Annotated in this window: 17 protein-coding genes; 13 read left to right on the forward strand and 4 right to left on the reverse strand. The window is 73.1% G+C overall.

All coding sequences use genetic code 11. The features are described 5' to 3' along the window. Positions 1-11: 11 nt before the first annotated feature. From WMF14_RS48900 to WMF14_RS48910, 3 genes are all read left to right on the forward strand, one after another. A complete protein-coding gene (locus WMF14_RS48900) occupies positions 12-605 on the forward strand; it encodes a hypothetical protein (protein WP_437797856.1) in 594 nt (197 codons plus the stop codon). Positions 606-1,037: 432 nt separating this feature from the next. Continuing rightward, positions 1,038-2,501 carry a ferritin-like domain-containing protein gene (locus WMF14_RS48905; protein ID WP_437797858.1) on the forward strand — a complete coding sequence of 488 codons (1,464 nt, stop codon included), beginning with the start codon at positions 1,038-1,040 and terminating at the stop codon, positions 2,499-2,501. Between the two features lie 180 nt (positions 2,502-2,681). Next, positions 2,682-3,452, forward strand: coding sequence for a DUF4142 domain-containing protein (locus WMF14_RS48910; protein ID WP_272096895.1), 771 nt, complete (start codon positions 2,682-2,684; stop codon positions 3,450-3,452). Between the two features lie 68 nt (positions 3,453-3,520). On the opposite strand, the gene WMF14_RS48915 is transcribed toward WMF14_RS48910, so the two are convergent. Further along, positions 3,521-4,963 carry an aldehyde dehydrogenase family protein gene (locus tag WMF14_RS48915; RefSeq protein WP_437797860.1) on the reverse strand — a complete coding sequence of 481 codons (1,443 nt, stop codon included), beginning with the start codon at positions 4,961-4,963 and terminating at the stop codon, positions 3,521-3,523. A gap of 81 nt (positions 4,964-5,044) precedes the next feature. Here WMF14_RS48915 and WMF14_RS48920 point away from each other — a divergent pair, with 81 nt between their 5' ends. Continuing rightward, on the forward strand, positions 5,045-6,466 hold the full coding sequence (locus WMF14_RS48920) for an aminotransferase class III-fold pyridoxal phosphate-dependent enzyme (RefSeq protein ID WP_272096897.1): 1,422 nt from the start codon (positions 5,045-5,047) through the stop codon (positions 6,464-6,466). Further along, positions 6,463-7,449, forward strand: coding sequence for a hypothetical protein (locus WMF14_RS48925; RefSeq protein WP_437797862.1), 987 nt, complete (start codon positions 6,463-6,465; stop codon positions 7,447-7,449). The genes WMF14_RS48920 and WMF14_RS48925 overlap by 4 nt, the downstream gene beginning before the upstream one ends. Before the next feature lie 55 nt (positions 7,450-7,504). Here the strand turns inward: WMF14_RS48925 and WMF14_RS48930 are convergent, their stop codons facing one another. Beyond that, entirely contained in the window at positions 7,505-7,708 is a 204-nt protein-coding gene (locus tag WMF14_RS48930) for a DUF433 domain-containing protein (RefSeq protein ID WP_437797864.1), read from the reverse strand. Positions 7,709-7,877: 169 nt separating this feature from the next. Here WMF14_RS48930 and WMF14_RS48935 point away from each other — a divergent pair, with 169 nt between their 5' ends. Genes WMF14_RS48935 through WMF14_RS48955 form a run of 5 tightly spaced genes read left to right on the forward strand, consistent with a single transcriptional unit; the run spans position 7,878 to position 14,588 of the window. Beyond that, positions 7,878-8,747 carry a formate dehydrogenase accessory sulfurtransferase FdhD gene (locus tag WMF14_RS48935; RefSeq protein WP_437797866.1) on the forward strand — a complete coding sequence of 290 codons (870 nt, stop codon included), beginning with the start codon at positions 7,878-7,880 and terminating at the stop codon, positions 8,745-8,747. Then, the gene (locus tag WMF14_RS48940; RefSeq protein ID WP_437797868.1) at positions 8,744-11,068 is read left to right on the forward strand and encodes an FdhF/YdeP family oxidoreductase; all 2,325 of its coding nucleotides are present in this window, start codon (positions 8,744-8,746) and stop codon (positions 11,066-11,068) included. The genes WMF14_RS48935 and WMF14_RS48940 overlap by 4 nt, the downstream gene beginning before the upstream one ends. A gap of 34 nt (positions 11,069-11,102) precedes the next feature. Beyond that, positions 11,103-12,509: an aminotransferase class III-fold pyridoxal phosphate-dependent enzyme gene (locus WMF14_RS48945; RefSeq protein WP_437797870.1), complete on the forward strand. Its 1,407-nt coding sequence runs from the start codon at positions 11,103-11,105 to the stop codon at positions 12,507-12,509. Next, positions 12,506-13,495, forward strand: a complete 990-nt coding sequence (locus tag WMF14_RS48950; protein WP_437797872.1) for a histone deacetylase family protein — start codon at positions 12,506-12,508, stop codon at positions 13,493-13,495. Before WMF14_RS48945 ends, WMF14_RS48950 begins: the two co-directional genes overlap by 4 nt. Before the next feature lie 43 nt (positions 13,496-13,538). Then, positions 13,539-14,588, forward strand: a complete 1,050-nt coding sequence (locus WMF14_RS48955; RefSeq protein ID WP_437797874.1) for a GAF domain-containing protein — start codon at positions 13,539-13,541, stop codon at positions 14,586-14,588. A 20-nt stretch (positions 14,589-14,608) separates the two neighbouring features. On the opposite strand, the gene WMF14_RS48960 is transcribed toward WMF14_RS48955, so the two are convergent. Beyond that, complete coding sequence (locus WMF14_RS48960; RefSeq protein WP_437797876.1) at positions 14,609-15,841, reverse strand: hypothetical protein; 1,233 nt, start codon at positions 15,839-15,841, stop codon at positions 14,609-14,611. A 56-nt stretch (positions 15,842-15,897) separates the two neighbouring features. On the opposite strand from WMF14_RS48960, the gene WMF14_RS48965 reads away from it, so the two are divergent. The 3 genes from WMF14_RS48965 (at position 15,898) to thrC (ending at position 19,801) form a co-directional block, all read left to right on the forward strand. Next, positions 15,898-17,250 carry an NAD(P)/FAD-dependent oxidoreductase gene (locus WMF14_RS48965; protein WP_437797878.1) on the forward strand — a complete coding sequence of 451 codons (1,353 nt, stop codon included), beginning with the start codon at positions 15,898-15,900 and terminating at the stop codon, positions 17,248-17,250. Positions 17,251-17,321: 71 nt separating this feature from the next. Next, entirely contained in the window at positions 17,322-18,407 is a 1,086-nt protein-coding gene (locus tag WMF14_RS48970) for a serine/threonine-protein kinase (protein WP_437797880.1), read from the forward strand. Between the two features lie 53 nt (positions 18,408-18,460). Continuing rightward, positions 18,461-19,801: a threonine synthase gene (gene thrC / locus WMF14_RS48975; protein WP_272096911.1), complete on the forward strand. Its 1,341-nt coding sequence runs from the start codon at positions 18,461-18,463 to the stop codon at positions 19,799-19,801. Between the two features lie 24 nt (positions 19,802-19,825). Here thrC and WMF14_RS48980 read toward each other — a convergent pair whose 3' ends face one another. After that, positions 19,826-21,661 (reverse strand): STAS domain-containing protein, encoded by a 1,836-nt coding sequence (locus tag WMF14_RS48980; RefSeq protein ID WP_437797882.1) that lies wholly within the window; start codon positions 21,659-21,661, stop codon positions 19,826-19,828. Between the last annotated feature and the right edge of the window lie 71 nt (positions 21,662-21,732).

Here is a 21,732-nt window from a genome sequence, read left to right on the forward strand (position 1 = left end):
GAGGACCTCGCATGACGGTGCTCGAGGATCTGCGTTCGGGGCAGATCGCTGCGATCCATGAGGTGGGCGATGAGGGGGAGGGCGCTGCGCGCGGCGGCCTGGAGGGCGCTGCGCGCGGCGACTTCGAGGGCGCGGCCGGCGACCTGGAGGGCATTGCCGGTGGCGAGCTTGCGGCTGGATCCAGCGTTCCTGGATGTCGCGTCCGTTTTGCCCTCGGGGTCTCCGAGCTGCCCGGCGATCGTGCCGTTGTGGTTCTTCACGAGGACGTGATCCTGCGGTGGCGACCCACGCCGAAGCGGCCCGATGGCGCCCTCGCGCGGCTCTCCGAGGTGGCCGTGGGCGCTGCGATCGCGGTCGAGCACCGCGGCATCTGGGACGAGGCGCTCGTCCTCGGCCGCGTGGTGCGTCCGGATTGCGAGGGGGGCTTCCGGGTCGACGGCGACGTGGAGCGCTATCCATCCATCGCCGACGCCGAGCGCGCGCACGGCCCGCTCGAGGCGGGCGAGCCGCAAGCGCGGACGACGAGGACCGGCGAGCCGGCGTTCGAGCTGGGCGAGCCGATCGGGCGCGACGCGCGCGGGATCGGGCGCAGGGCGAGGAGGTAGCCGCCGCGCCGTGTGCAGCAGCGCGCGGCCTCGCGCCGTGCTTCGCGATCATGTCTCCGCAAAACAGCTCATCTCGCTGCTCGGCTCCGGACGAAGTGAGGGACGAGCGCGCAGGGCAGCTCCGCCGAAGATGGATCATGGAGAGTCGCTCGGCTCCGAGCAGGTGTTCCGAGGAATAGTGGACAGGATCCCTCCGAAAACCTGGCACGAGTCGCCGATGCGGCTCGCTCTGGTGTCGAATACCGGAAAGGGCCGTTCCCCGCCGAGGGCGCGCTTCTCGGCAGGTCCGGCGAGCATCGATGCCCAGGCCCGAACCGTTCGACTCGGTTGAAGCGCGCTCGCACCGCGACGGCGTGGCCGCGAGTCGGCCGGTCCGGCGTCGCGCGCCCCTCTGCTACCCTTCCGCGAATGGAACGCCATCGCTCGCTCCGCATGACCCTCCTCCTCGCCGCTGGCGCCGCCGGCTGCTCCAACGCGAAGAGCCCCGAGATCGCGGTCGTCACGCTCGGCGAGCCGCAGGCCGCGCCCCGCGACGCGGGCGTCCCGGACGAACAAGCCGCGCCCGGGCCCCGGCCGCCGCGTGGCGTGGGCTGGGTGACGGAGCGGGACGGCACCGTGCACCGCGCCACGCGGGTCCGGTGCGACGCGACCATCGACCAGCGCGCGTGCAGCGGCACGGAGCGGACGTTCCAGTGCAGGACGGACGCCGATTGCAACGAGGGACCCCGCGGAAAGTGCGTGAGTTCGTTCGGTCAGATCGGCGCGTATTGCGGCTGCGAGTACGCCTGCGAGAGCGACGCGGAGTGCGGCGCGTCCGAGGCCTGCGTGTGCAAGGGGACTGGGGCCCTCCGAGAGCAGCACTCGGTCTGCGCAAAGGCCCTCTGCTCGGTCGACGCCGATTGCCCGGGCAGCGCCTGCGGCCTGTCGGCGTACTTCAATGGCTGCTGGGAGCAGGTCACGCTCGCCTGTCGCACGAAGGATGATGCCTGTCGGAGCGACGCGGACTGCCGATCCGAGGAGAACCGCGGCGCCGCCTGCGTCGTCACCGACCCGGAGGCCGAGAGCGTGCGCTGGGAGTGCGCCGGGATCTCCTGCGCCATCGGCCGCCCGCTCGTCGTCGACGGCCAGCCGCGCGCCGCGCAGGGCGCCGCGCGCGACGACTGGCGCGCTCCCGCCGAGCTCGACGTCGCGTCGCTCTCGCCCGAGGTGCGTGAGCTCGCCGCGGCGCACTACGCCGCGATGGCCGCGCTCGAGCACGCGTCCATCGCGAGCTTCGCCCGCTTCTCCCTCCAGCTCCTCGCGCTCGGCGCGCCGTCCGCCCTCGTCGGCGAGGCGCACCGCGCCGCGCTCGACGAGATGGAGCACGCGCGCCTCGCCTACGGCGTCGCCTCCCGCCTCGCCGGCCGGGCGATCGGCCCCGGGCCGCTGCTCGAGGCGGCCACGGCGCCGCTCGGCGCCAGCGTCGCCGAGGTGGTGGAGGCGCTCGTCGAGGAGGGCTGCGTTGGCGAGGCGCTGGGCGCCGCGGAGGGCCGTGAGCTCTCGCAGCGCGCGGGGGATCCGGCGCTCGCGGCCACGCTCGCGCGCATCGCCGCCGACGAGGAGCGGCACGCGGCGCTCTCGTGGAAGGCGCTCTCGTGGATGCTCGCGACCTTCGGCGAGCCGGCGCGCTCCGCGGCGGAGCGGGCGTTCTCCCGCGCCGCCGCCCGCTACGCCGCCGACCCGGCCCCCGGGCCCGCCGTGCACGAGGCGCTCGGCCTGCTCCCGGCGCGCGCGCTCGGGGCGCTGCGCCGCGAGGTGATCGCCGAGGTCATCGCGCCATGCCGCGCGGCCTTACCGGGGCTGTCGGGCGACAGCGCTGCTGCGCAACCGTCGAGTCCGCCACAGGCATCCTCCTGACCGCAAGCGGCCTGACCGCAAGCGGACTGATGAGGCAGATTCGCCCACTCCTGTAGCAACTTGCCACAGCGGGGGAGAGGAGCAGTCGCGCGGATTCGGGAGAAAAGGGTGCACCCGTGCCGTGCACCGGATCTTGCACGGGGGCCCGGCACTCGAATCCACGTGAGGAGGTCTTTACCCATGGTCGCATCGCGTAACGCTCTCGTCCTGACGATCGGTCTCGCTGTCGGCGTCGGCTGCTCCAACCCGCCTCCGGCGAGCAGCCCGAGCACGAACGAAGCACCGCCGCAGCCGGCCCCGACCGCCGCCCCGCCGCTGCCGGAGGCGGCGCCTCCCGCGGCGCCGCCGGCTCCACAGCCCGGCACCGAGCCGCAGGCGGGGGCGACCACGACGCCGAGCGCGCCCGTCGAGGCCCCGCTGACCGACGAGCAGATCCTCGCCGTCCTCGACGCCTCGAACAAGAAGGAGATCGACGAGGCCCAGCTCGCGCAGACGAAGGCCAAGAGCAAGGACGTGAAGGCCTATGCCAAGGTCATCACCCAGCACCACACCGAGGCCAAGGCGAAGCAGGCCAAGCTGGCCAAGAAGCTCGGTATCACGGCCGCGGACTCGGACAAGAGCAAGCAGCTCACCGACGAGACGCAACACGCGCTCGAGCAGCTGAAGGCGCTGCAAGGGGCCGATTTCGATCAGCAGTTCGTGGCCACCATGATCAAGGATCACCAGAACACGCTCGACTTCCTCGACAGGAAGGCGCTGCCGGACGCGAAGAACGCCGATCTGAAGGCGCTGGTCGAGAAGGACCTCCGGCCGACGATCGAGAAGCACCTGAAGGACGCGGAGGCGCTCTCGCAGAAGCTCGGTACGGCGGGCGCGGGCGCGACAGGGACCCAGGGCGGCGCGCAGCCGCCGGGCGCTGGCACGAAGGAGGCCGCGCCTCCGCCGAAGTAGTCGGCCGGAGGCGAGGACGGGAGAGTGAGACGAGAGCGGGGCGCGTCGTCAACGCCGATGCGTCCCGTTCAGCCGAGCGAGACCCAGACCGATTTGAGCTGCGTCAGCTCGTCCAGCACCGCGCGGCCGTTCTCCCGTCCGAAGCCGGACTGCTTGGTTCCGCCATACGGGCTCGCCGCGTCGAAGCGGTTGTACGTGTTGATCCAGACCGTGCCCGCCGAGAGGCGCGCGGCCAGCGCGTGCGCCTTGCCGACGTCGCGCGTCCAGATGCCCGCCGCGAGGCCGAACTCGGTCGCGTTCGCGACGCGCGCGGCCTCCTCCACGTCGTCGAAGGGGAGGACCGCCAGCACGGGGCCGAAGATCTCCTCGCGGGCGAGGCTCATCGACGGGGAGACCGCCGAGAACACCGTCGGCTCGACGAAGAACCCCGGGCCCTCGCGGCGCCCGCCGGTCTCGCGGCGGGCCCCCTCGGCCGTGCCACGGTCGATGTAGCCGAGCACCTTCGTGAAGTGCGCCTCCGAGACGAGGGGGCCCATCTGCGTCGACGGATCGAGCGGATCGCCAGAGACCAGCCGGCGCGCGCCGCTCGTGACCACCTCCAGCACGCGGTCGTGCACCGCCCGCTCCACGAGGAGCCGGCTCCCCGCCGTGCAGAGCTCGCCCTGGTTGTAGAAGATGGCCGTCACCGCCGCCTTCGCGGCGCTCTCCACGTCCGCGTCCGCGAAGACGATGTTGGGGCTCTTGCCGCCCAGCTCCAGCGACAGCTTCTTCAGCGTGCCGGCCGCCGCGCGCATGATCGTCCTGCCCGTCTCCGTGCCGCCCGTGAACGAGATCTTCGCGACGCCCGGGTGCTCGACGAGCGCAGCCCCGGCCTCCTCGCCGTGCCCCGTGACGACGTTGACGACCCCCGGCGGCACCCCCGCCTCCGCGAGGATGCGCGCCAGCTCCAGCGTCGTGAGGCTCGCCTCCTCCGGCGGTTTGACGACCACCACATTGCCCACCGCGAGCGCGGGCGCCACCTTCCGCGCCGCGAGCAGGAGCGGGAAGTTCCAGGGGATGATCGCGCCGATGACGCCGAGCGGCTCGCGCACGGTGTAGTTCAGGAACGGACCCCGGACCGGGATCGTCTCGCCGCCGAGCTTCGTCGCCCACCCGGAGAAGTAGAAGAACGTGTCCGCCGTGCGCGGCACGTCGATCGTCCGCGCGGCCGTGATCGGCTTGCCCGTGTCGAGCGCCTCGAGCCGCGCCAGCTCCTCGCAGCGCGCGAGGATCAGCTCCCCCGCCTTCCACAGGATGCGCGCGCGCTCGTTGGGATCCATCGCCGCCCAGCGCGGAAACGCGGCGCGCGCGGACGCCACGGCGGCGTCCACGTCCTCGCGGCGGCCGCGGGCGAGCCGCGCGAGCGCCCCGCCCGTCGCGGGGTTCGCGGTCTCGAACGTCTCGCCGGAGAGCGCCTCCCTCTCGGCGTTGTCGATCCAAAGCCCCTTCACCGTCTCGCGCGTGTCACCCATGCCCCCGTCGTAAACCCGCGCACCCGGGGGCGGCAAGCGGCGATGACACCTGCCCCGGTGTGCGGGATACTCGTGCTGCCTATGGATTTCTCCGATCGCCCCACGCTCCCGTCCGTCCCTCCGCGAAGAGTCGTCACCGAGCTGCCCGGACCGAAGGCGCGGGCCTGGATGGCGCGCGGCGGCTTCGACATGCAGTCGAGGTACCGCGCGGTCGTGATGGACGACGTGGCGAGCCGCGGGTGCTCGCTCGTCGACGTGGACGGCAACGTGTTCCTGGACCTGTTCGCGAACTTCGCGCTCGGGGCGCTCGGCTACAACCACCCCGCGCTGGTCGAGGTGGCGCACCGCGAGGGCTTCATCCGCGCCGTCGCGAACCCGACGTCGACGCCGTTCGTGACGACGCCGGCCTGGTTCGAGTTCGTGGAGGCGCTCGAGCAGCGGTTCGCGCCGCGCGGCATGGCGCGCGTCTTCTGCGTGGACGCGGGGGGCGAGGGCGTCGAGTCCGCGATCAAGGCGGCGTTCATCCGGCACGGCGAGCGCCGGCGGGAGGCCGCCGGGCTGCCGAGGAACCCGCTCGATCTGCCGGAGGATCTGCAGAAGAGCATCCTCGACAACGCGGGCACCGACGCGGTGGTCGTGTCGTTCGCCGGGGCGTTCCACGGCCGGGGCCTCGGGCCGATGTCCGCCACGCACTCGAAGGTGATCCACAAGGCCGACCTGCCTGCGTTCCCCTGGCCGACGGCGCCCTTCCCCGCGAGCCGCTTCCCGCTGGCGCGCTTCGCCGACGAGAACGACCGCGCCGAGGCGGAGGCCCTCGCCGCGCTCGAGCGGATCCTCGACGCGCACGACGGCCGGGTGGCCGCCGTGATCGTCGAGCCCGTGCAGTCCGAGGGGGGCGACCGGCACGCGAGCCCGGCCTTCTTCCGCCGCGCGCAGGAGCTCGCCGGGAAGGCGGGGGCGGCGCTCATCCTGGACGAGGTGCAGACCGGGATGGGGATCACCGGCACGCTGTGGGCGCACGAGCAGCTCGATCTGCCGCGCCCGCCCGATCTCATGTGCTTCGGGAAGAAGATGCAGATGGGCGGGTTCTTCGCGACGTCGGCGTACGACGTCGCGCAGTTCGGGCGCATGTACCAGACGCGCAACGGCGACCGCGCGCGGTCCGCGATCGCGCTGGCGACGCTCCGCGCGATCGAGTCCGAGGACCTGCTCGGCAACGTGCGCGCCACGGGCCGCCATTTCCTCTCGCGGCTCGAGGAGCTCTGCGAGCGCTACCCCGCGCTCGCGAGCGAGCCGCGCGGCCGCGGCTTCCTGCTCGCGTTCGACCTGCCGACGACCGCGGCGCGCGACGATTTCCTGGCGCGCGCGCTCCGTCGCGGCGTGTTCGCGAGCTACACGGGGACGCGCTCGGTGCGGCTGCGGCCGCACCTCATCACGACGGTCTCGGACGTCGACGAGGCGATCGGCGTCTTCGACGCGGTGCTGCGCGAGATGGCCGGATGATCGTCGATCCGCGCGACGTCTGCCCGGGGGAGGGGCCGGAGAAGGTCGCGCGGGCGCTCGCGCAGTTCTCCGTGGACGAGGCGCAGGACGGCGCGGCGTTCGACGAGGGCTACCGGGCGCTCGACGCGGTCTTCGGGCCGAAGGGCGAGCTCGAGCGCCGCGAGGTGCTCTGGGCGTGGCTCACCGGGGCGCACACGGACGCGGGGGCGCCGATCTCCGCGACGTACCACCTGCTGCTCGCGCGCGACGCGGAGGGGCACCTCGCCGGCGTGCGCGATTGCTACGTCACGCTGGACCGCGCGGCGCGGCGCTGCGTGGCGCTCCTGTCGCACGCGCTCGTCCTGCCGGCCTTCCGCCGCACCGGGCTCGCCGCCTTGCTGCGCGCGGCGCCCGTCGCGCTCGCGCGCCGCGCGCTCGGCGACGCGGGGCTCGCAGGGGGCCACGGGGCCGGCGGCGGCGGCGCGGAGGTGATGCTCGCCGCCGAGATGGAGGCCGTCGATCCGGACGACCGCGACACGGTGGTGCGGCTCATCGCGTACGGGCGCGCTGGGTTCGCGATCGTCCCGCCAGACGTGCTCCCGTACGCGCAGCCCGACTTCCGCGACATCGCGGCGCTCGGCGTCACGCCGGTGCCGCTGCCGCTGCTCGCGGTGGTGCGCCAGGTCGGCGAGGAGGAGCGCGACGAGATCCCGCGCGGCCGGGCCGAGTCGTTCCTGCGCCATTACCAGGCCGTCCACGCGCGCGAGGTGAGCCAGAGCGAGCTCGCGCCGATCCGCGAGAACGCGCTCGCGCGCCTGGCGGCGTTCCCGGGCGAGTGCGTGCCCCTGATCCGGATCCCGCGGGGGCCGGCGGAGGTCGCGGGGTTCGCGCCGGTGCTCCGGAGCGCGGTGATGCCGCTGTTCCCGCCGGCGTGGCGCGGCAAGGCGCCGCTCGACGTACCCGAGCGGGAGCTCGAGCGGCTCTGCGCGGCATGGGGAGATTAAAGGGGCGGGCGGCTCGGGCAACAATGGCGCCCGACGCCAGGAACCTCTGGTTGCATCAAGGTATCTGAAAGCTGCGCTCGTCGTACCGCAGCGCCGCCGAGAGCCCTTCAGCAGGAAGCTGCGGGTAGGCGTCCAGAATTTGCTCCCGTGTCGCCTCGCTCGCCAGCAGATCGAGGATGAGTTCGACGCTGATGCGGGTGCCCTTGATGCAGGGCTTACCCCCGAGCAGGCCCGGGCGCGCGACGATCCGATCTTCCATCCGGCTCTCCTCCTGTCATTCGTCCCGTCGGTCGGAGGATAGCAGCACCGTCGCCCTCTCGATGCTGCCTCATCGGCCTGCGCTGGCAGACCATCGAACCCATCCTCCCGAGCGGCCTGCTCCACTGGGCGCAGCAGGCTAGGATGACGGAGCCCGGAACCACCCCGCCATGCCGTCCAGCACAGCCAACGTCTCGATACGCACGATCACCGGCGATGCCGCCTCAGACGCCGAAGATCTGCTCGCCGTCGAGGAGCCGCTCGCGATCATGGTCGTCGCGCGCGCCCCCGGGGATGCGCGCCGCGCCGAACGCCGCCTCGGCATCACGATGCGCACGCCCGGCAACGACCGCGAGCTCGCGGTCGGCTTGCTGTTCGCCGAGGGCGTCATCTCCCGCGCGGCCGACGTGGTCGCCGTCGAGGAGGCCCTCGGCCCCTCGGGCGACCTCGTGCGCGTCACGCTCGGCGATGACGTGGCCGTCGATCTCGGGCGCACCGAGCGCGCCCTCGCGGTCGCGAGCGCGAGCTGCGGCGTCTGCGGCAAGGCGTCGATCGACGTCGCGGCGCTCGCGCCGCCCTCGCCGCTCGTGCGGGGCGTCCCCCGGCTCGCGCCGGGCGTCGTGCACGGGCTCGCCGCGCGGCTCCGCGGCGCACAGGCGGTGTTCGGGCGGACCGGGGGGCTGCACGCGGCGGCCCTCTTCGACGCGGGCGGCGCGCTCGCCGACCTGCGCGAGGACGTCGGGCGCCACAACGCCGTCGACAAGCTGATCGGCGCCGCGCTGCTCGCGGGGCGGCTGCCCGACCCGGGCGCGGTGCTCATGGTCAGCGGGCGCGCCGGGTTCGAGCTCGTGCAGAAGGCGCTCCGGGCCTCGATCCCGGTGATGGTCGCGGTGGGCGCGCCATCGAGCCTGGCCGCAGAGCTCGCCGCGGCGCACGGGATGACGCTCGTGGGCTTCGCGCGCGACGGGCGATTCAATGTGTACGCGGGCCGGGAGCGCATCGAGGTCCCGGTCGTGGTCCCGGCGGAGGCCGCGTCGTGACGGCCCGCGACGTGCCGCGCGACGTGCAGGCGGAGCCTCCTCTGGAGCCCGAGGCGCCCAGCATCGGCGAGCGCAGCGCGGCGGCCGGCGGGCTCCCGGCGGTCGGCGCGACGCTCCGGCACGCGGTCGGCGAGATGGGGGTCGCGCGCGCCGTGCGCACGCTCCTCCGCGTGAACCAGGGCGAGGGCTTCGACTGCCCCGGCTGCGCGTGGCCCGAGCCCGAGGAGAAGCGCTCGCTCGCGGAGTTCTGCGAGAACGGCGCCAAGGCGGTCGCCGAGGAGGCGACGCTCCGCCGCGTCACGCCCGAGTTCTTCCGGGAGCACAGCGTCGAGGCGCTCTCGCGGCAGTCCGACCACTGGCTCGGCAAGCAGGGGCGGCTCGTCCACCCGATGCTGCTCGACGAGGGCGCGTCGCATTACCGCCCGGTGCCGTGGGACGAGGCGCTCGACGTCGTCGCCTCGTCGCTGCGCGCCCTCGGCTCGCCGGACGAGGCCCTCTTCTACACGTCGGGGCGCACGAGCAACGAGGCGGCGTTCCTCTACCAGCTGTTCGTGCGCGAGCTCGGGACGAACAACCTGCCCGACTGCTCGAACATGTGCCACGAGTCGAGCGGCGTCGGCCTGCGCGAGGCCATCGGCGTGGGCAAAGGGACCGTATCCCTCCACGATTTCGAGCTGGCCGACGCGATCTTCGTCGTCGGGCAGAACCCGGGGACGAACCACCCGCGCATGCTCTCGGCGCTGCGCGAGGCGCGGCTGCGCGGGTGCGAGATCGTGACGGTGAACCCGCTCCCCGAGGCCGGCAACGAGCGCTTCCAGCACCCGCAGCACCCGCTCGATCTCGTCGGCTCCGGCGTGCCGCTCTCGACGCTCTTCCTCCAGGTGCGCATCAACGGCGACGTCGCGCTCTTCACCGGGATCATCAAGGAGATGCTCGAAGAGGAGGAGCGGAGGCCGGGCGCCGTGCTCGATCGCGCGTTCATCGCGAGCCACACCCACGGCTTCGAGGCGTTCGCGGGCGCCGTGCGCGGCGCGCCCTGGGACGACATCGTCGCGCAGAGCGGGGTCCCGCGCGACCGGATCCGGGCGGCGGCCGAGATCGCGATGCGCTCCGAGCGCACGATCGCGTGCTGGGCCATGGGCCTCACGCAGCACCAGAACGGCGTGGCCAACGTGCAGCAGGTGATGAGCTTCCTGCTCCTTCGCGGCAACATCGGGCGGCCCGGCGCGGGCGCGTGCCCGGTGCGCGGGCACAGCAACGTGCAGGGCGACCGGACGATGGGCATCTGGGAGCGCCCGCCCGCGGAGCTCCTCGATCGGATCGAGCAGAACTTCGGCTTCGCCCCGCCGCGCCGCCACGGGCTCGACACCGTCGCCGCGATCGCGGCGATGGCCGAGGGGCGCGCCCGCGTCTTCTTCGCGCTCGGCGGCAACTTCCTCTCGGCCACGCCGGACACGGCCCTGACCGCCCGCGCCCTCGCGCGGTGCGACCTCACCGCGCACGTCTCGACCAAGCTGAACCGGGCCCACCTCGTGACGGGCAGGCGCGCGCTCATCCTGCCTTGCCTGGGCCGCACCGAGCGCGACGTGCAGGCTGGAGGCCCGCAGTTCGTGACCGTCGAGAACTCGATGGGCGTCGTCTCGAGCTCGCGCGGCGGCCTCCCGCCGGCCTCGGAGCTGCTGCGGAGCGAGGTGGCCATCGTGGCGGGCCTCGCCCGCGCGGCCCTGGGCGCGCGCTCGCGCGTGCCGTGGGAGGAGCTCACCGCCGATTACGACAGGATCCGCGATCTCATCGAGCGCACGATCGACGGGTTCGACGACTTCAACGCGCGCGTCCGGGACCCGCGCGGCTTCGCCCTGCCGAACGCCGCGGCGCGGCGCGAGTTCCGCACGGCGACGGGCAAGGCGAACTTCGTGATCCACCCGCTCCCGCGGCACGATCTCGAGCCGGGCGAGCTCCTGATGATGACGATCCGCAGCCACGACCAGTACAACACGACCATCTACGGCCTCGACGACCGCTACCGCGGCGTCCGGGGCGGGCGCCGCGTCGTGTTCATGAACGCCGAGGACGCGGCCGAGCGCGGGCTCGCCCAGGGGGACCTCGTCGACGTCATGAGCCGCTTCTCCGACGGGGAGCGCGTCGCGCGCGCGTTCCGCGTCGTGCTGTACACGATCCCCCGCGGCAACGTCGCTGCCTACTTCCCCGAGGCGAACGTGCTCGTGCCGCTCGGCAGCATCGCCGAGAAGAGCCACACGCCCGCGTCGAAATCGATCGTTGTGCGCGTCAAGCCGGCCGCCGCGGCCGACGGATCTGCGTGACGCTCCGCCGCTGCCGTTGCATTGGAGTCCGACCATGAACGCCCAGACCCACTCCCCTCCGCCCATCCCCGGCGAGCCCGAGCGCGCCTCGATGCGCACCGCCATCCCGGGGCCTGCGTCCGAGGCGCTCCGCGCCCGCCACCATCGCTACCAGGACGCGCGCCCGATCCACTTCTATCAGGACGCGCGCAAGAGCCTGGGCAACTACATGGTCGACGTGGACGGCAACGTGCTGCTCGACGTGTACGGGCACATCGCCGCCGTGCCCATCGGCTACAACCACCCGGATCTGCTCGCCGCGTGGCGCGACGGCCGCTTCGACTGGTGCGCGGGCTACCGCTCCGCGCTCGGCGTCGCGCCCGCGCCCGAGTGGGTCGACCTCGTCGAGAAGACGCTGATGCGCGTCGCGCCGAAGGGGCACACGCGCGTCTTCACGTTCACGACCGGCGCGGAGGCGGTCGAGAACGCGCTCAAGGCCGCGTTCATCCGGCTCGCCCGGCGCCGGCGCGGCGGCGCGCAGCCGAGCGACGGCGACCTCGCCGCGACCATGCTCAACCGGCAGCCCGGCGTGAACGCCTTCAAGGTGCTCTCCTTCGAGGGCGGCTTCCACGGCCGCAGCATGGGCGCCCTCTCGGCGACGCGGAGCAAGCCGATCCACAAGCTCGACATCCCCGCGTTCGACTGGCCCGTCGCGCCGTTCCCCGCGAGCCATTTCCCCCTCGCCGCGCACGCCGAGCAGAACCGCGCCGCCGAGGCGCGCTCGCTCGAGGCGGTCGAGGCGGCGCTCGACGCGCACCCGGACGAGGTCGCCGCGGTCATCGTCGAGCCGATCCAGGGCGAGGGCGGCGACCGCCACGCTAGCCCGGCCTTCTTCCAGGCGCTCCGCCGCCTCACCGCGGAGCGCGGCGTCGCGCTCATCATCGACGAGGTGCAGACCTGCGGCGGCGGGACCGGCGCGCTCTGGGCGCACGAGGCGTGGGACCTGCCCGAGCCGCCGGACATGGTCACGTTCTCCAAGAAGATGCAGCTCGGCGGCTTCTACTGCCGCGAGGAGCTCGCGCCGATCGAGCCGCTGCGCGTCTTCAACACCTGGCTCGGCGACCCGCTCCGCGGCGCGCAGCTCGAGGTGATCCTCGAGGTCATCGAGCGCGACCGGCTCCTCGAGAACACGCGGGCGACCGGCGAGCGCCTGGTCGCCGGCCTCGAGGACCTCTGCCGGCGCTACCCCGGGGTGCTCTCGGGCGCCCGGGGCAGCGGCACCTTCGCCGCTGTCGACTTTCCCCATGCCGCCCGCCGCGACGCGGCGCTCACCGCGCTCCGCAACCGCGGCCTCGAGGTGGGCGGCTCGGGCGATCGCACGCTCCGCTTCCGGCCGGCGCTGATCTTCGCATCGCGCCACGTCGGCGAGGCGCTCGACCACCTCGAGTCGGTCTGCAAGTGACCTCTGACGCCGCCGCCTCGCCCCCGATCCGGGTGTTCCACACGCCGCGCTATTTCGCGGACATCGGCGAGCACGTCATGCCGATGCGCAAGTTCGCCCTCGTGCGCGAGGCGATCGAGCGGAGCGGCCTGCCCGCGCGCGTCGAGGAGCCCGAGGCGGCCTGTGACGAGGACCTCCTGCGCGTCCACGCGCCCGCGTACGTCCAGGCGATCGCGACCGGCGAGCCCCGGGCGCTGGCCGAGTCGCAGAAGTTCCCGTGGTCGCCGGCGCTGGCCGGGGCGGTGCGCTTCACGAACGGCGGCTGCGTCGCCGCCGCCGCCGCGGCCCTCGAGGACGGCGTCGCGGGCAACCTCGCGAGCGGCTTCCACCACGCGCACGAGGGCCACGGCGAGGGCTTCTGCACCTTCAACGGCCTCGTCGTCGCGCTGGAGCGCGCGCGCGCCGAGGGGCGCATCCGCCGCGGCCTGGTGGTCGACATGGACCTCCACTACGGCAACGGCACCGCCTCGCTGCTCGCGTCGCGCCCCTGGGCGTTCCAGCTCTCCATCTACGGCAGCTGGTACAAGCAGAACCGGGCGTACCGGGACGTCGAGGGCGAGCGCGCCCCGGACACGGAGAACTGCTGGTCCGTCCCGGTCCCGGGCGGGAGCGGCGGCGCCGCCTACCTCGAGATCCTGGAGCGGCACCTCGGCCCGGCGATCGACCGCGCCGCGCCCGACCTGATCCTGTACCAGGCCGGCGCGGACCCCTTCCGCGAGGACCCGTACTCGCCGCTCGACCTGACGCACGACGATCTCTACGCGCGCGACGCGATCGTGTTCCGGGCCGCGCTCGAGCGAGGCGTCCCGATCGCGTGGGTGCTCGCGGGTGGGTACACGCCCGACGTGAGCCGGGTGGTCGAGGTGCACCTCCGCACCTTCATCGCGGCGGCGCGGGCGAGGGGAGCGGCGGCGCGGGCGAGGGGAGCGGCGGCGCGCCCGGGGTGACCTCGGCCGACCTGCGCCCCGCCAGGCAGGGTAGCATCGCGCGATGGCCGACCTGAACGACCCCGCCCGCCTGGCCGAGCTGCGCGGCGCCGTGCTGCGCGCCGACGCGGACGCCATCCTCGACGCCTGCGTGGTGCGGGCCGCCAAGCTGGCCCGGTCGCCGATCGCCGTGGTCAGCCTGCTCGTGCGCCATGTCCAGCTCCTGCGCGCGCAATACGGGCTCCCCCTCGAGCTCGCCGTGAGCTGCGCGACGTCGAGGAGCAACTCGTTCTGCCAGCTCGTCGTGCTCGACGAGGTGCCGCTCATCGTCGACGACGCGCTGCGCGACGAGCGCGTCCCGAAGGAGCTCGTCGAGAGCTACGGCATCCGCGCGTACGCGGGCGTGCCGGTGCGCGCGCACGGGCACGTGCTCGGAGCGCTCTGCGTGCTCGACGTCGTCCCGCGCCGCTTCGACCAGCGCATCGTCGGCGCCCTCGAGCAGCTCGCCATCGACGTCTCCGGCCGGCTCTCCGCGCTCACGCTGGGCGACGCCCCGCTGGCCAGCGCCGACGTGCAGGAGCGCCTCGTCCGCGTCGAGCAGGCCACGCGCGCGCTGGAGCGCGCGCTCCTCGCCCTCTCGCCCGTCATCGCCGCGGCGCAGGCGGCGACGGCGGGGCCGCGGGTCGACGCGGCGCGCGCGGTCGACGCGTCGCCCGCGTCGCGCGCGACGCACGTCACGCCGGCCAGCCTGCGCGCGGCCGTGTCGTGCTGGCGCGACATGGGCCCCGTCGCGGACGAGCTCTGCGAGGAGGCCGCGGCCATCGCGAGCGCCTCGCCCTGCGAGGCGGCGTCCGGGCTCGCCACGGAGGCCCGGGCGCTCGCGCGGAACCTCGCCGAGATCGGCCCGCTCGTCCGGCTCGCCGAGGGCGTGCTCGACGGGACGCTGGGAGAGGCCGCCGCGGCCAAGGGGCGGGCGCTCGTGCTGCGCGGCGCGCTCGACGCCCACGAGGCCGCCTCCGCGGCGGTGCAAAAGCTCCGCGCGGGCGCCCTGCGCGCGCGGGCCGCGACGGCCGGCCCCGGGAGCGGCGCCGCCGCTCCGCCCGGGGCGGCGTGATCAGCGCGGCGCCGTGGTGATCACCGCGGCGGCAGGGTCGACGCCGGCGCCGGCACCTCGCGGGTGATCTCGCCCGGGTCGGCCCCGTCCGGGATCGGCTCCGAGCCCGGCGAGAGCGGCGTGCCCTCCCAGGTCGCTGTCTTGTCCCGGCTCCCGTAGACGAACGGCGGACGGGTCTCCAGCTCCCGGGCGATTTGGGCGAGCTCCTCGTCGAGGTGGCGCGGGTTCGCGAGCAGCTTCTCGCGGATGCCGCTGTTCAGGTAGCCGCGGACGTCGGGGCTGTCCGGGTAGTACTTCGTGAACACGTTGTGCCGGAAGAGCGGCTTCAACCGGTGCAGGTCCCTGGGCCCGGTCGGCAGCGGCAGGAGCTCGACGAAGCTCTTCCGCTTCGCCCGCTCCTCCAGCCGGTCGAGGACGAGCTGGAGGCTGTTCTCGAGCAGGTGCGGCGCGCAGTGATCCGCGAAGTCGTCGTACAGGAGCCGCATGAGCGCCCTCGCCTCGTCGATCGGCAGCTGCGCCTGCCGCTCGCGGCCCATGCGCCGCACGAGGACCATGAAGGGAGACGGCTGGTTGCCGGTCGCGCGGATCACGTCGGGATCGCGGAAGTCGGGCTGTCGGTAGGGGAAGTGGCGCGGGTTGATCGCGTCGAACCCGCCGCGGCCGTAGAACAGGATGCGCTGCCACGACAGGCGCTCTTCCGGCGTGAAGTACTCGACCTCGGCCGCGAGATCGACGTTCATCCCGAAGTACTTGCCCGGGGCCGAGGGCGCGGGGAGCGTGATCTTCCCCATCGCGTGGAGGTCGGTGAGGTACTGCATGGCGAGCTCGACCGGCGAGATGCGCAGCCAGTACGACAGCACCGTCCCGCGCGCCTCGGGGAGCATGAAGATATGAGCGAGGTAGATGACGCAGAGGTCCGGCGCGTACGCTGGATTGATGAGCACGGTGCCGTCGCGTACGCCGCGCACCTTTCCGTCCGCGTCTCGCGCCACGAGCAGGAAGTAGCGCATGTACGTGCCCGACGGCTCGGGCGTGAACGGGTCGTCGCGGAGGAACGCCTCGATCGCCTCCCTGCGCTCCATCTCTCCGTGAGGACCGAAGCAGTCCCAGAGGATCTGATACGCCGCGTCGAAGTCCGGGTCGGAAGGATCCTCGATGGACCAGATCTGGTATTTGCGGGTTTCGCGCTCGATCATCTCCACCACGTCCTGGTGGAAGAGATCCTTCATGCAGAGCCGGACACGTCGCTTCAAGCAGGGCTCCCGGGGTTCATGGTGCCAGAGGCGCATTCCTCTGATAGGTGATCATCGTGGCTCGCGCAGCGCTCGTCGACACCCGCTCGCACATCGATTCCGCGCGCTCCGTGTGGAGCGAGGCGGGCCCGGTCTATGAGCCCGTCCCTCCGCTGGGCGCGGACGCGGCGGCCGACGTGGCCATCATCGGAGGAGGGTTCACCGGGATCTCCACCGCATACCATCTAATCCGCCGATTTCCGAGCCTCCGCATCATGATCCTCGAGGCGCGTCACCTCGCGAACGGCGCGAGCGGGCGCAACGGGGGAATGATGCTGAACTGGATTAACGGGGTGAGCTCTCGTGATCCGGAGCTCACGCGCCGCGTGTACGAGACGACGCGCGCGGGGATCGACGGCATCGTCGGGATGATCCAGGAGCACGACCTCCCGGTGCGCCACCGCCGCGACGGATGCCTGGAGGTGCTCACCGACGCGCGCCGGGCCGAGGCGGCGCACGCTCGGGTGGAGCAGCTGGCCAGCTGGGGCATTTCGCTACAGTACCTGGACAGCGCGGCGCTCTCGAAGCGGCTCGGGGTCCGGGGCGCGGCCGGGGCCGTGCTGGACGCGACCGAGGGGCAGCTCAACGGGGTCGACCTGCTGCGCGGCCTGCGCCCGCTGCTGCTCGCGTGGGGGGTCGCCGTCCACGAGGACACGCCGGTGCTCGGGATCCGGGAGGGGCGCACGATCGAGCTGACCACGCCGGGGGGCGTCGTCCGGGCCGCGGCCATCGTGCTCGCCACCAACGGCTACACGCCGCGCCTCGGCTACTTCAAGAGCGGCGTCTTCCCCCTGCACTCGCACGTGATCGCGACCGAGCCGCTCGACGCCGAGGCGCGCGCCGCGCTCGGCTGGGGGCAGGTCGCCGGCTTCAGCGACGACCGCGACCGGATCGCGTACGCCAGCATGACGCCCGCCGGTGAGCTGGTGTTCGGCGGGGGCAGCAACGCAGCGTACGCCTACCTCTACGGGAACAAGACCTCCTACCCGGGCACCCCCGACTCGGCCGGGCCGGCGTTCGAGGCCATCCGGCGCCGGCTCACCGGCTATTTCCCTGCGGCCGAGCGGCTGCGGATCGCGCACCGCTGGACGGGCACCCTCGGCATCACGATGAGCCGGCTTTGCAGCATGGGGGTGCGCGGCGAGCACCGGAACGTGTACTACGCCCTCGGCTACAGCGGCCACGGCGTGACGCTCGCCAACCTCGCGGGCCGCGTGCTCTGCGACATCTACGCGGGCGACGACGCGCGGTGGCGGGATCTGCCGTTCTACATGGCCCCCCTCCGGGGCGTCCCGCCCGAGCCGCTCCGCTGGCTCGGCTATCACGCGTACACCAAGCTGACGGGGCGCTCGCCGCGCAAGGCGGGCTAGAGCGGCTAGCGCGGGGGCCCGCCGAGCGGGCTTGCGTGGCCGGAGCGCGGGGCGCTATTCGAAGCGAGGCCATGTTCTGCGCGCGCTGCCACCGGGAGTACGACGCGGGCCATCGGTTCTGCCCCTACGACGGCGCGGAGCTCACCGAGGGCCGGCGCGTCGACCTGTTCCGGTACAAGCCGACCCGGCTGCGCGGGACCCGCCTCGGGGAGCGCTACGAGGTGCACGGCTACCTCGGCAAAGGGGCGATGGCGCGCGTCTACCTCGCGGTCGAGATCGAGACGGGCCAGCCGGTCGCGATCAAGGTCCTCGAGGAGTTCGCCGCCCGGGCGGAGCGGACGCGCGAGCGGTTCGTGCGCGAGGCGCAGAGCGCCGCGATGATCGGGCACCCGAACATCGTCCGGGTGCTCGACGCCGGCGCGCGCTCGGAAGACGGCGCCCCCTACCTCGTGATGGAGTACCTCTTCGGCGAGTCGCTCGGCGACTGGCTCCGGCGCGAGCGCCGCATGGACGCGGACCTCGCCATCCCGGTGCTCTCCCAGGCCGCGTCCGGGCTCGCCGCCGCGCACCGCGCCGGGATCATCCACCGCGACGTGAAGCCGGACAACATCTACCTCGTGGGCCCGCAGGGCGACCCGTACGCGGTCAAGGTGCTCGATTTCGGCCTCGCGAAGATCCAGGCCGCCGATCTCATCACGGCGACAGGCACCGCGGTGGGCACCCTCGAGTACATGGCGCCAGAGCAGGTCGTGAGCGACCTGCCCGACGCCCGCACCGACGTCTACGGGCTCGGCGTCGTCATGTTCCGGGCCTTCACCGGCGAGCTCCCGTTCCCGCGCTCGGAGCAGTCCGAGCTCCTCGCCCGGCAGCTCGTGACCCCGCCGCCCCGCCCCTCGGAGAAGCGCCGGAGCCTCGACCCGCTGCTCGAGTCCGTGATCCTGAAGGCGATCCGGAAGCGCCCGGACAACCGCTATCCCTCGATGGAAGCGTTCCTCGAGGATCTCGAGCGCCTGGCCGGCGATCGCGACGGGCCGCTCTCGGCCGACGAGCCGCTACGGGAGCCCAGCGACGTCTATGTCCCGCAGGGATCGTTTGCCAGGAACGCGGCGATCTACTTCTATAGGCGGCTCGGCATGGAAGCCCCACGCTTCGACTGAACCGACACCACCTTCCGCGGGCGCTTCCCGCCACCCAGGAGATCCGTATTGCCATGGCCTACTCTGCTGCATTCCGATGCCTGACCGGTTGCGCCGGGAGCTACCCGCTGACGCAGCCCCTCTACCGTTGCCCCACCTGCGGCGGCCTGCTCGACGTAGCCCACGACATCGACGCGCTCCGCGACCGGAGCCCCGCGACGTGGATGAAGCTCTTCGACGAGCGCTACAAGCGCACGGTGTGGCCCTACGGCTCCGGGGTCTGGGGCAAGCGGGAGTGGGTCGCTCCGCAGGTACCGGACGAGGCCATCGTGTCGATGGACGAGGGGGGCTCGAACCTGTTCTGGGCCGACCGCTACGGCCGCACGCTCGGGCTCGATGACGTCTGGGTGAAGCTCTGCGGCAACAGCCACACGGGGTCGTTCAAGGACCTCGGCATGACGGTGCTCGTCTCGGTGGTGAACAAGGCGATCCGTGAGGGCCTCGAGGTGCGCGCGATCGCGTGCGCGTCGACCGGGGACACCTCGGCGTCGCTCGCGGCGTACGGCGCGGCGGCCGGTCTGCCCGTCGTCGTGCTGCTGCCGCGGGGCAAGGTGTCGACGGCGCAGCTCGTCCAGCCGATCGCGTCGGGGGCGCTCGTCCTCTCGCTGGACACCGACTTCGACGGCTGCATGGCCATCGTGCAGCGCCTCTCGGCCGACGGCGTCGTCTACCTGGCGAACTCGATGAACGCCCTGCGGCTCGAGGGCCAGAAGACCGTGGCCATCGAGATCGTGCAGCAGTTCGACTGGACGCTGCCCGACTGGGTCATCCTCCCGAGCGGCAACCTCGGCAACGCCTACGCGCTCTACGCGGGCTTCAAGATGCTGAAGGACCTCGGCCTGACGACGCGGTTCCCGCGCCTCTGCGTGGCGCAGGCGGCGCGGGCCAACCCGCTCTTCAAGGCGTGGTCCGAGGGGCGGAGCGAGGTCGTGCCGATGAAGGCCGGGGAGACGCTGGCGAGCGCGATCCAGATCGGCAACCCGGTGAGCGCGCCGAGGGCGATGCTGGCCCTCAAGGCGATGGACGGCGTCGCGGAAGAGGTGACCGAGGACGAGCTCTGCGACGCGGCGGCCCGCGCCGATCGCACCGGGATGTACACCTGCCCGCACACGGCGGTCGCCCTCGCGGCGCTGGAGAAGCTCGTGAAGAAGGGCCTCGTGGAGAAGCGCCAGCGGGTCGTCGTGGTCTCGACAGCGAACGGCCTCAAGTTCACGGAGTTCAAGGTGAAATACCACGAGCGCGCGCTCGCGGACGTGACGAGCCGGCTCGCCAACCCGCCGGTCGAGCTGCCGCCCGACTACGACCGCGTCCTCGCCGCCCTCGACAGGCACGCCGCGCAGAGCGGCAAGCGCTGAGCCGGACGCCGCGCGACGCCGCCGCTACCGGCGCGCCCTCGCGCGGCGCCGCCGGCGCCGTCCGCGCGCGGAGGTCATCGCGGAGGCGATGCCGTTCTGCAGGGTGTTGTGCGTGACGATGCCGCTCATGTCGACGCCGATCTCGACGAGCGTCCTGGCCACGTCGGGGCTCAGGCCCGTGATGATCACCTCCGAGCCGAGCAGGCGCACCGCCGTCGCGGCGCCAAGGAGCGCGTCGGCGCACGGGCCGTCGATCCGCGGCACCCCGGTGATGTCGAGGATCGCGACGTGCGCGCGGCGGGCGGCGACGCCGCGGACCAGCGTCTCCTGCACGCGGCGCGTCCGCTGCGGGTCGAGGGCGCCGACGAGCGGCATCACGACGATGTCGTCGCTGATCGGGATGAGCGGGGTCGACAGCGCCGCGAGGATCTCGTTCTGCGCCCGGAGGGCCTCCTCCCGGGCGCGCCGCGCCTCGGTCTCCGCCTCGGCGCGCTTTCGCTCCGTGATGTCCCGGACGATGACGACCGCCTCCGCCCGATCGCTGCCGGCGATCCGGACCTCGTAGTCGCGCGCGCTGCCCGCCAGCTGCTCCTGGTACTCGAAGACGTGCGTCGCCTCGTCCGCGAGCGCTCGCGCCACGAGGCCGGTGATCTGCTCGGCGACGTGGGCGGGGAACACGTTGCCGACGTGCCTGTGCAGGAGATCCCCCGCGCGGAGCGACGGCCTCGGGTCCCGGGAGGCCTTGAAGTCCAGGCAGATGCCGTTGCTGTCGATCCGGAGGATCGTGTCGGGGATGGCGTAGAGGAGCGCGCGGTTGTTCGCCTCGCTCCGGCGCAGGGCCGCCTCGACGCGCTTGCTGCCGATGAAGTGGCCGGCCTTGGCGGCGATCGCGAGCAGGACGTCGAGCAGCCCCGGATCGGGCGCGCGCGGCTCGGCGTCCATGAGCTCCAGCACGGCCGCGACCTGCGCGTCGGCGCGGACCGCGATGGGGAGCTCGACCGCGAAGCGGAGGCCGGCGTGCCGCGCCGCCCGCGCGCGCGGGTCGTCCGCCTCGGCGTCGAGGTCGCTGAACCAGGTCGGCTCCCCCTGGGCGAGCGCGCGGCCGGGCAGCCCGGCGTCGCGGGCGAAGCGCGCGCCCCGGGTCGCCGCCTCGAGCGCGATCGCGTCGTCGGGCGCGGCGCTCCAGGTGTGCTCGCAGCGCAGCCCTTTGCTCTCGTCGTCGCCGAGCCACAGGGCGGCGAACCGGAAGCCGAGCGTCTCCCCGAGCGCGCCGAGGAGCGCCGGGACGCCCTCCGCGAGCGTCGTCGACTCGACGAGGATCCTGGTCACGGTGTACTGCGTCGACACCTTGTAGTTGGCCTCGGCGAGGGCGCGGCGCTGGTTCCACTTCTCGGTGAGCGCGAAGGCCATCTGGCGGACCTCGCTCGGGCCGAACGGCTTGGCGAGGATGAGGAGGTTGTCGGTCTGCCCGAACCGGGCGGCGATCTCCTCCCACGCGTCATCCGAGTCCGCCGCGCAGAGGACGGCCTGGATGGCGCCGTCTTCCTTCCAGACGCGCGAGAGCGTCTCGAGGCCGTCCCACCCCGGCATGCGCGCGTCCACGAACACGAGCGCGTACGGCGCGCCGCTCAGCTGCGCCTCGCGGACCTTCGCCAGCCCCTCCTCCCCGCGGGTCGCGGACGTGAGCTCGAACCTCACCGGCCGCCGGGCGGGCGGCTCGCGGAGCAGCGCCGGCTGGGGGCTCGCGAGGGTCGAGCCCTCCGCGTCGGATCGGAGGATCCTGCGGAAATCCTCGTGGATGGCCTCGTCGTCGTCGATCAGCAAAACGCGCCGGTTCTGCTGCCAGCTGGGATCCCCCATCACCGAGTCCTTGGAGCGTGAGTCCGGGTCCTAGAGCAGGGCGCGCCTTCGTCGCACGAAGCTGCACCCGG

This window comes from Sorangium sp. So ce693, from assembly GCF_051521375.1.
In the GTDB taxonomy this organism is placed as follows: domain Bacteria; phylum Myxococcota_A; class Polyangia; order Polyangiales; family Polyangiaceae; genus Sorangium; species Sorangium atrum.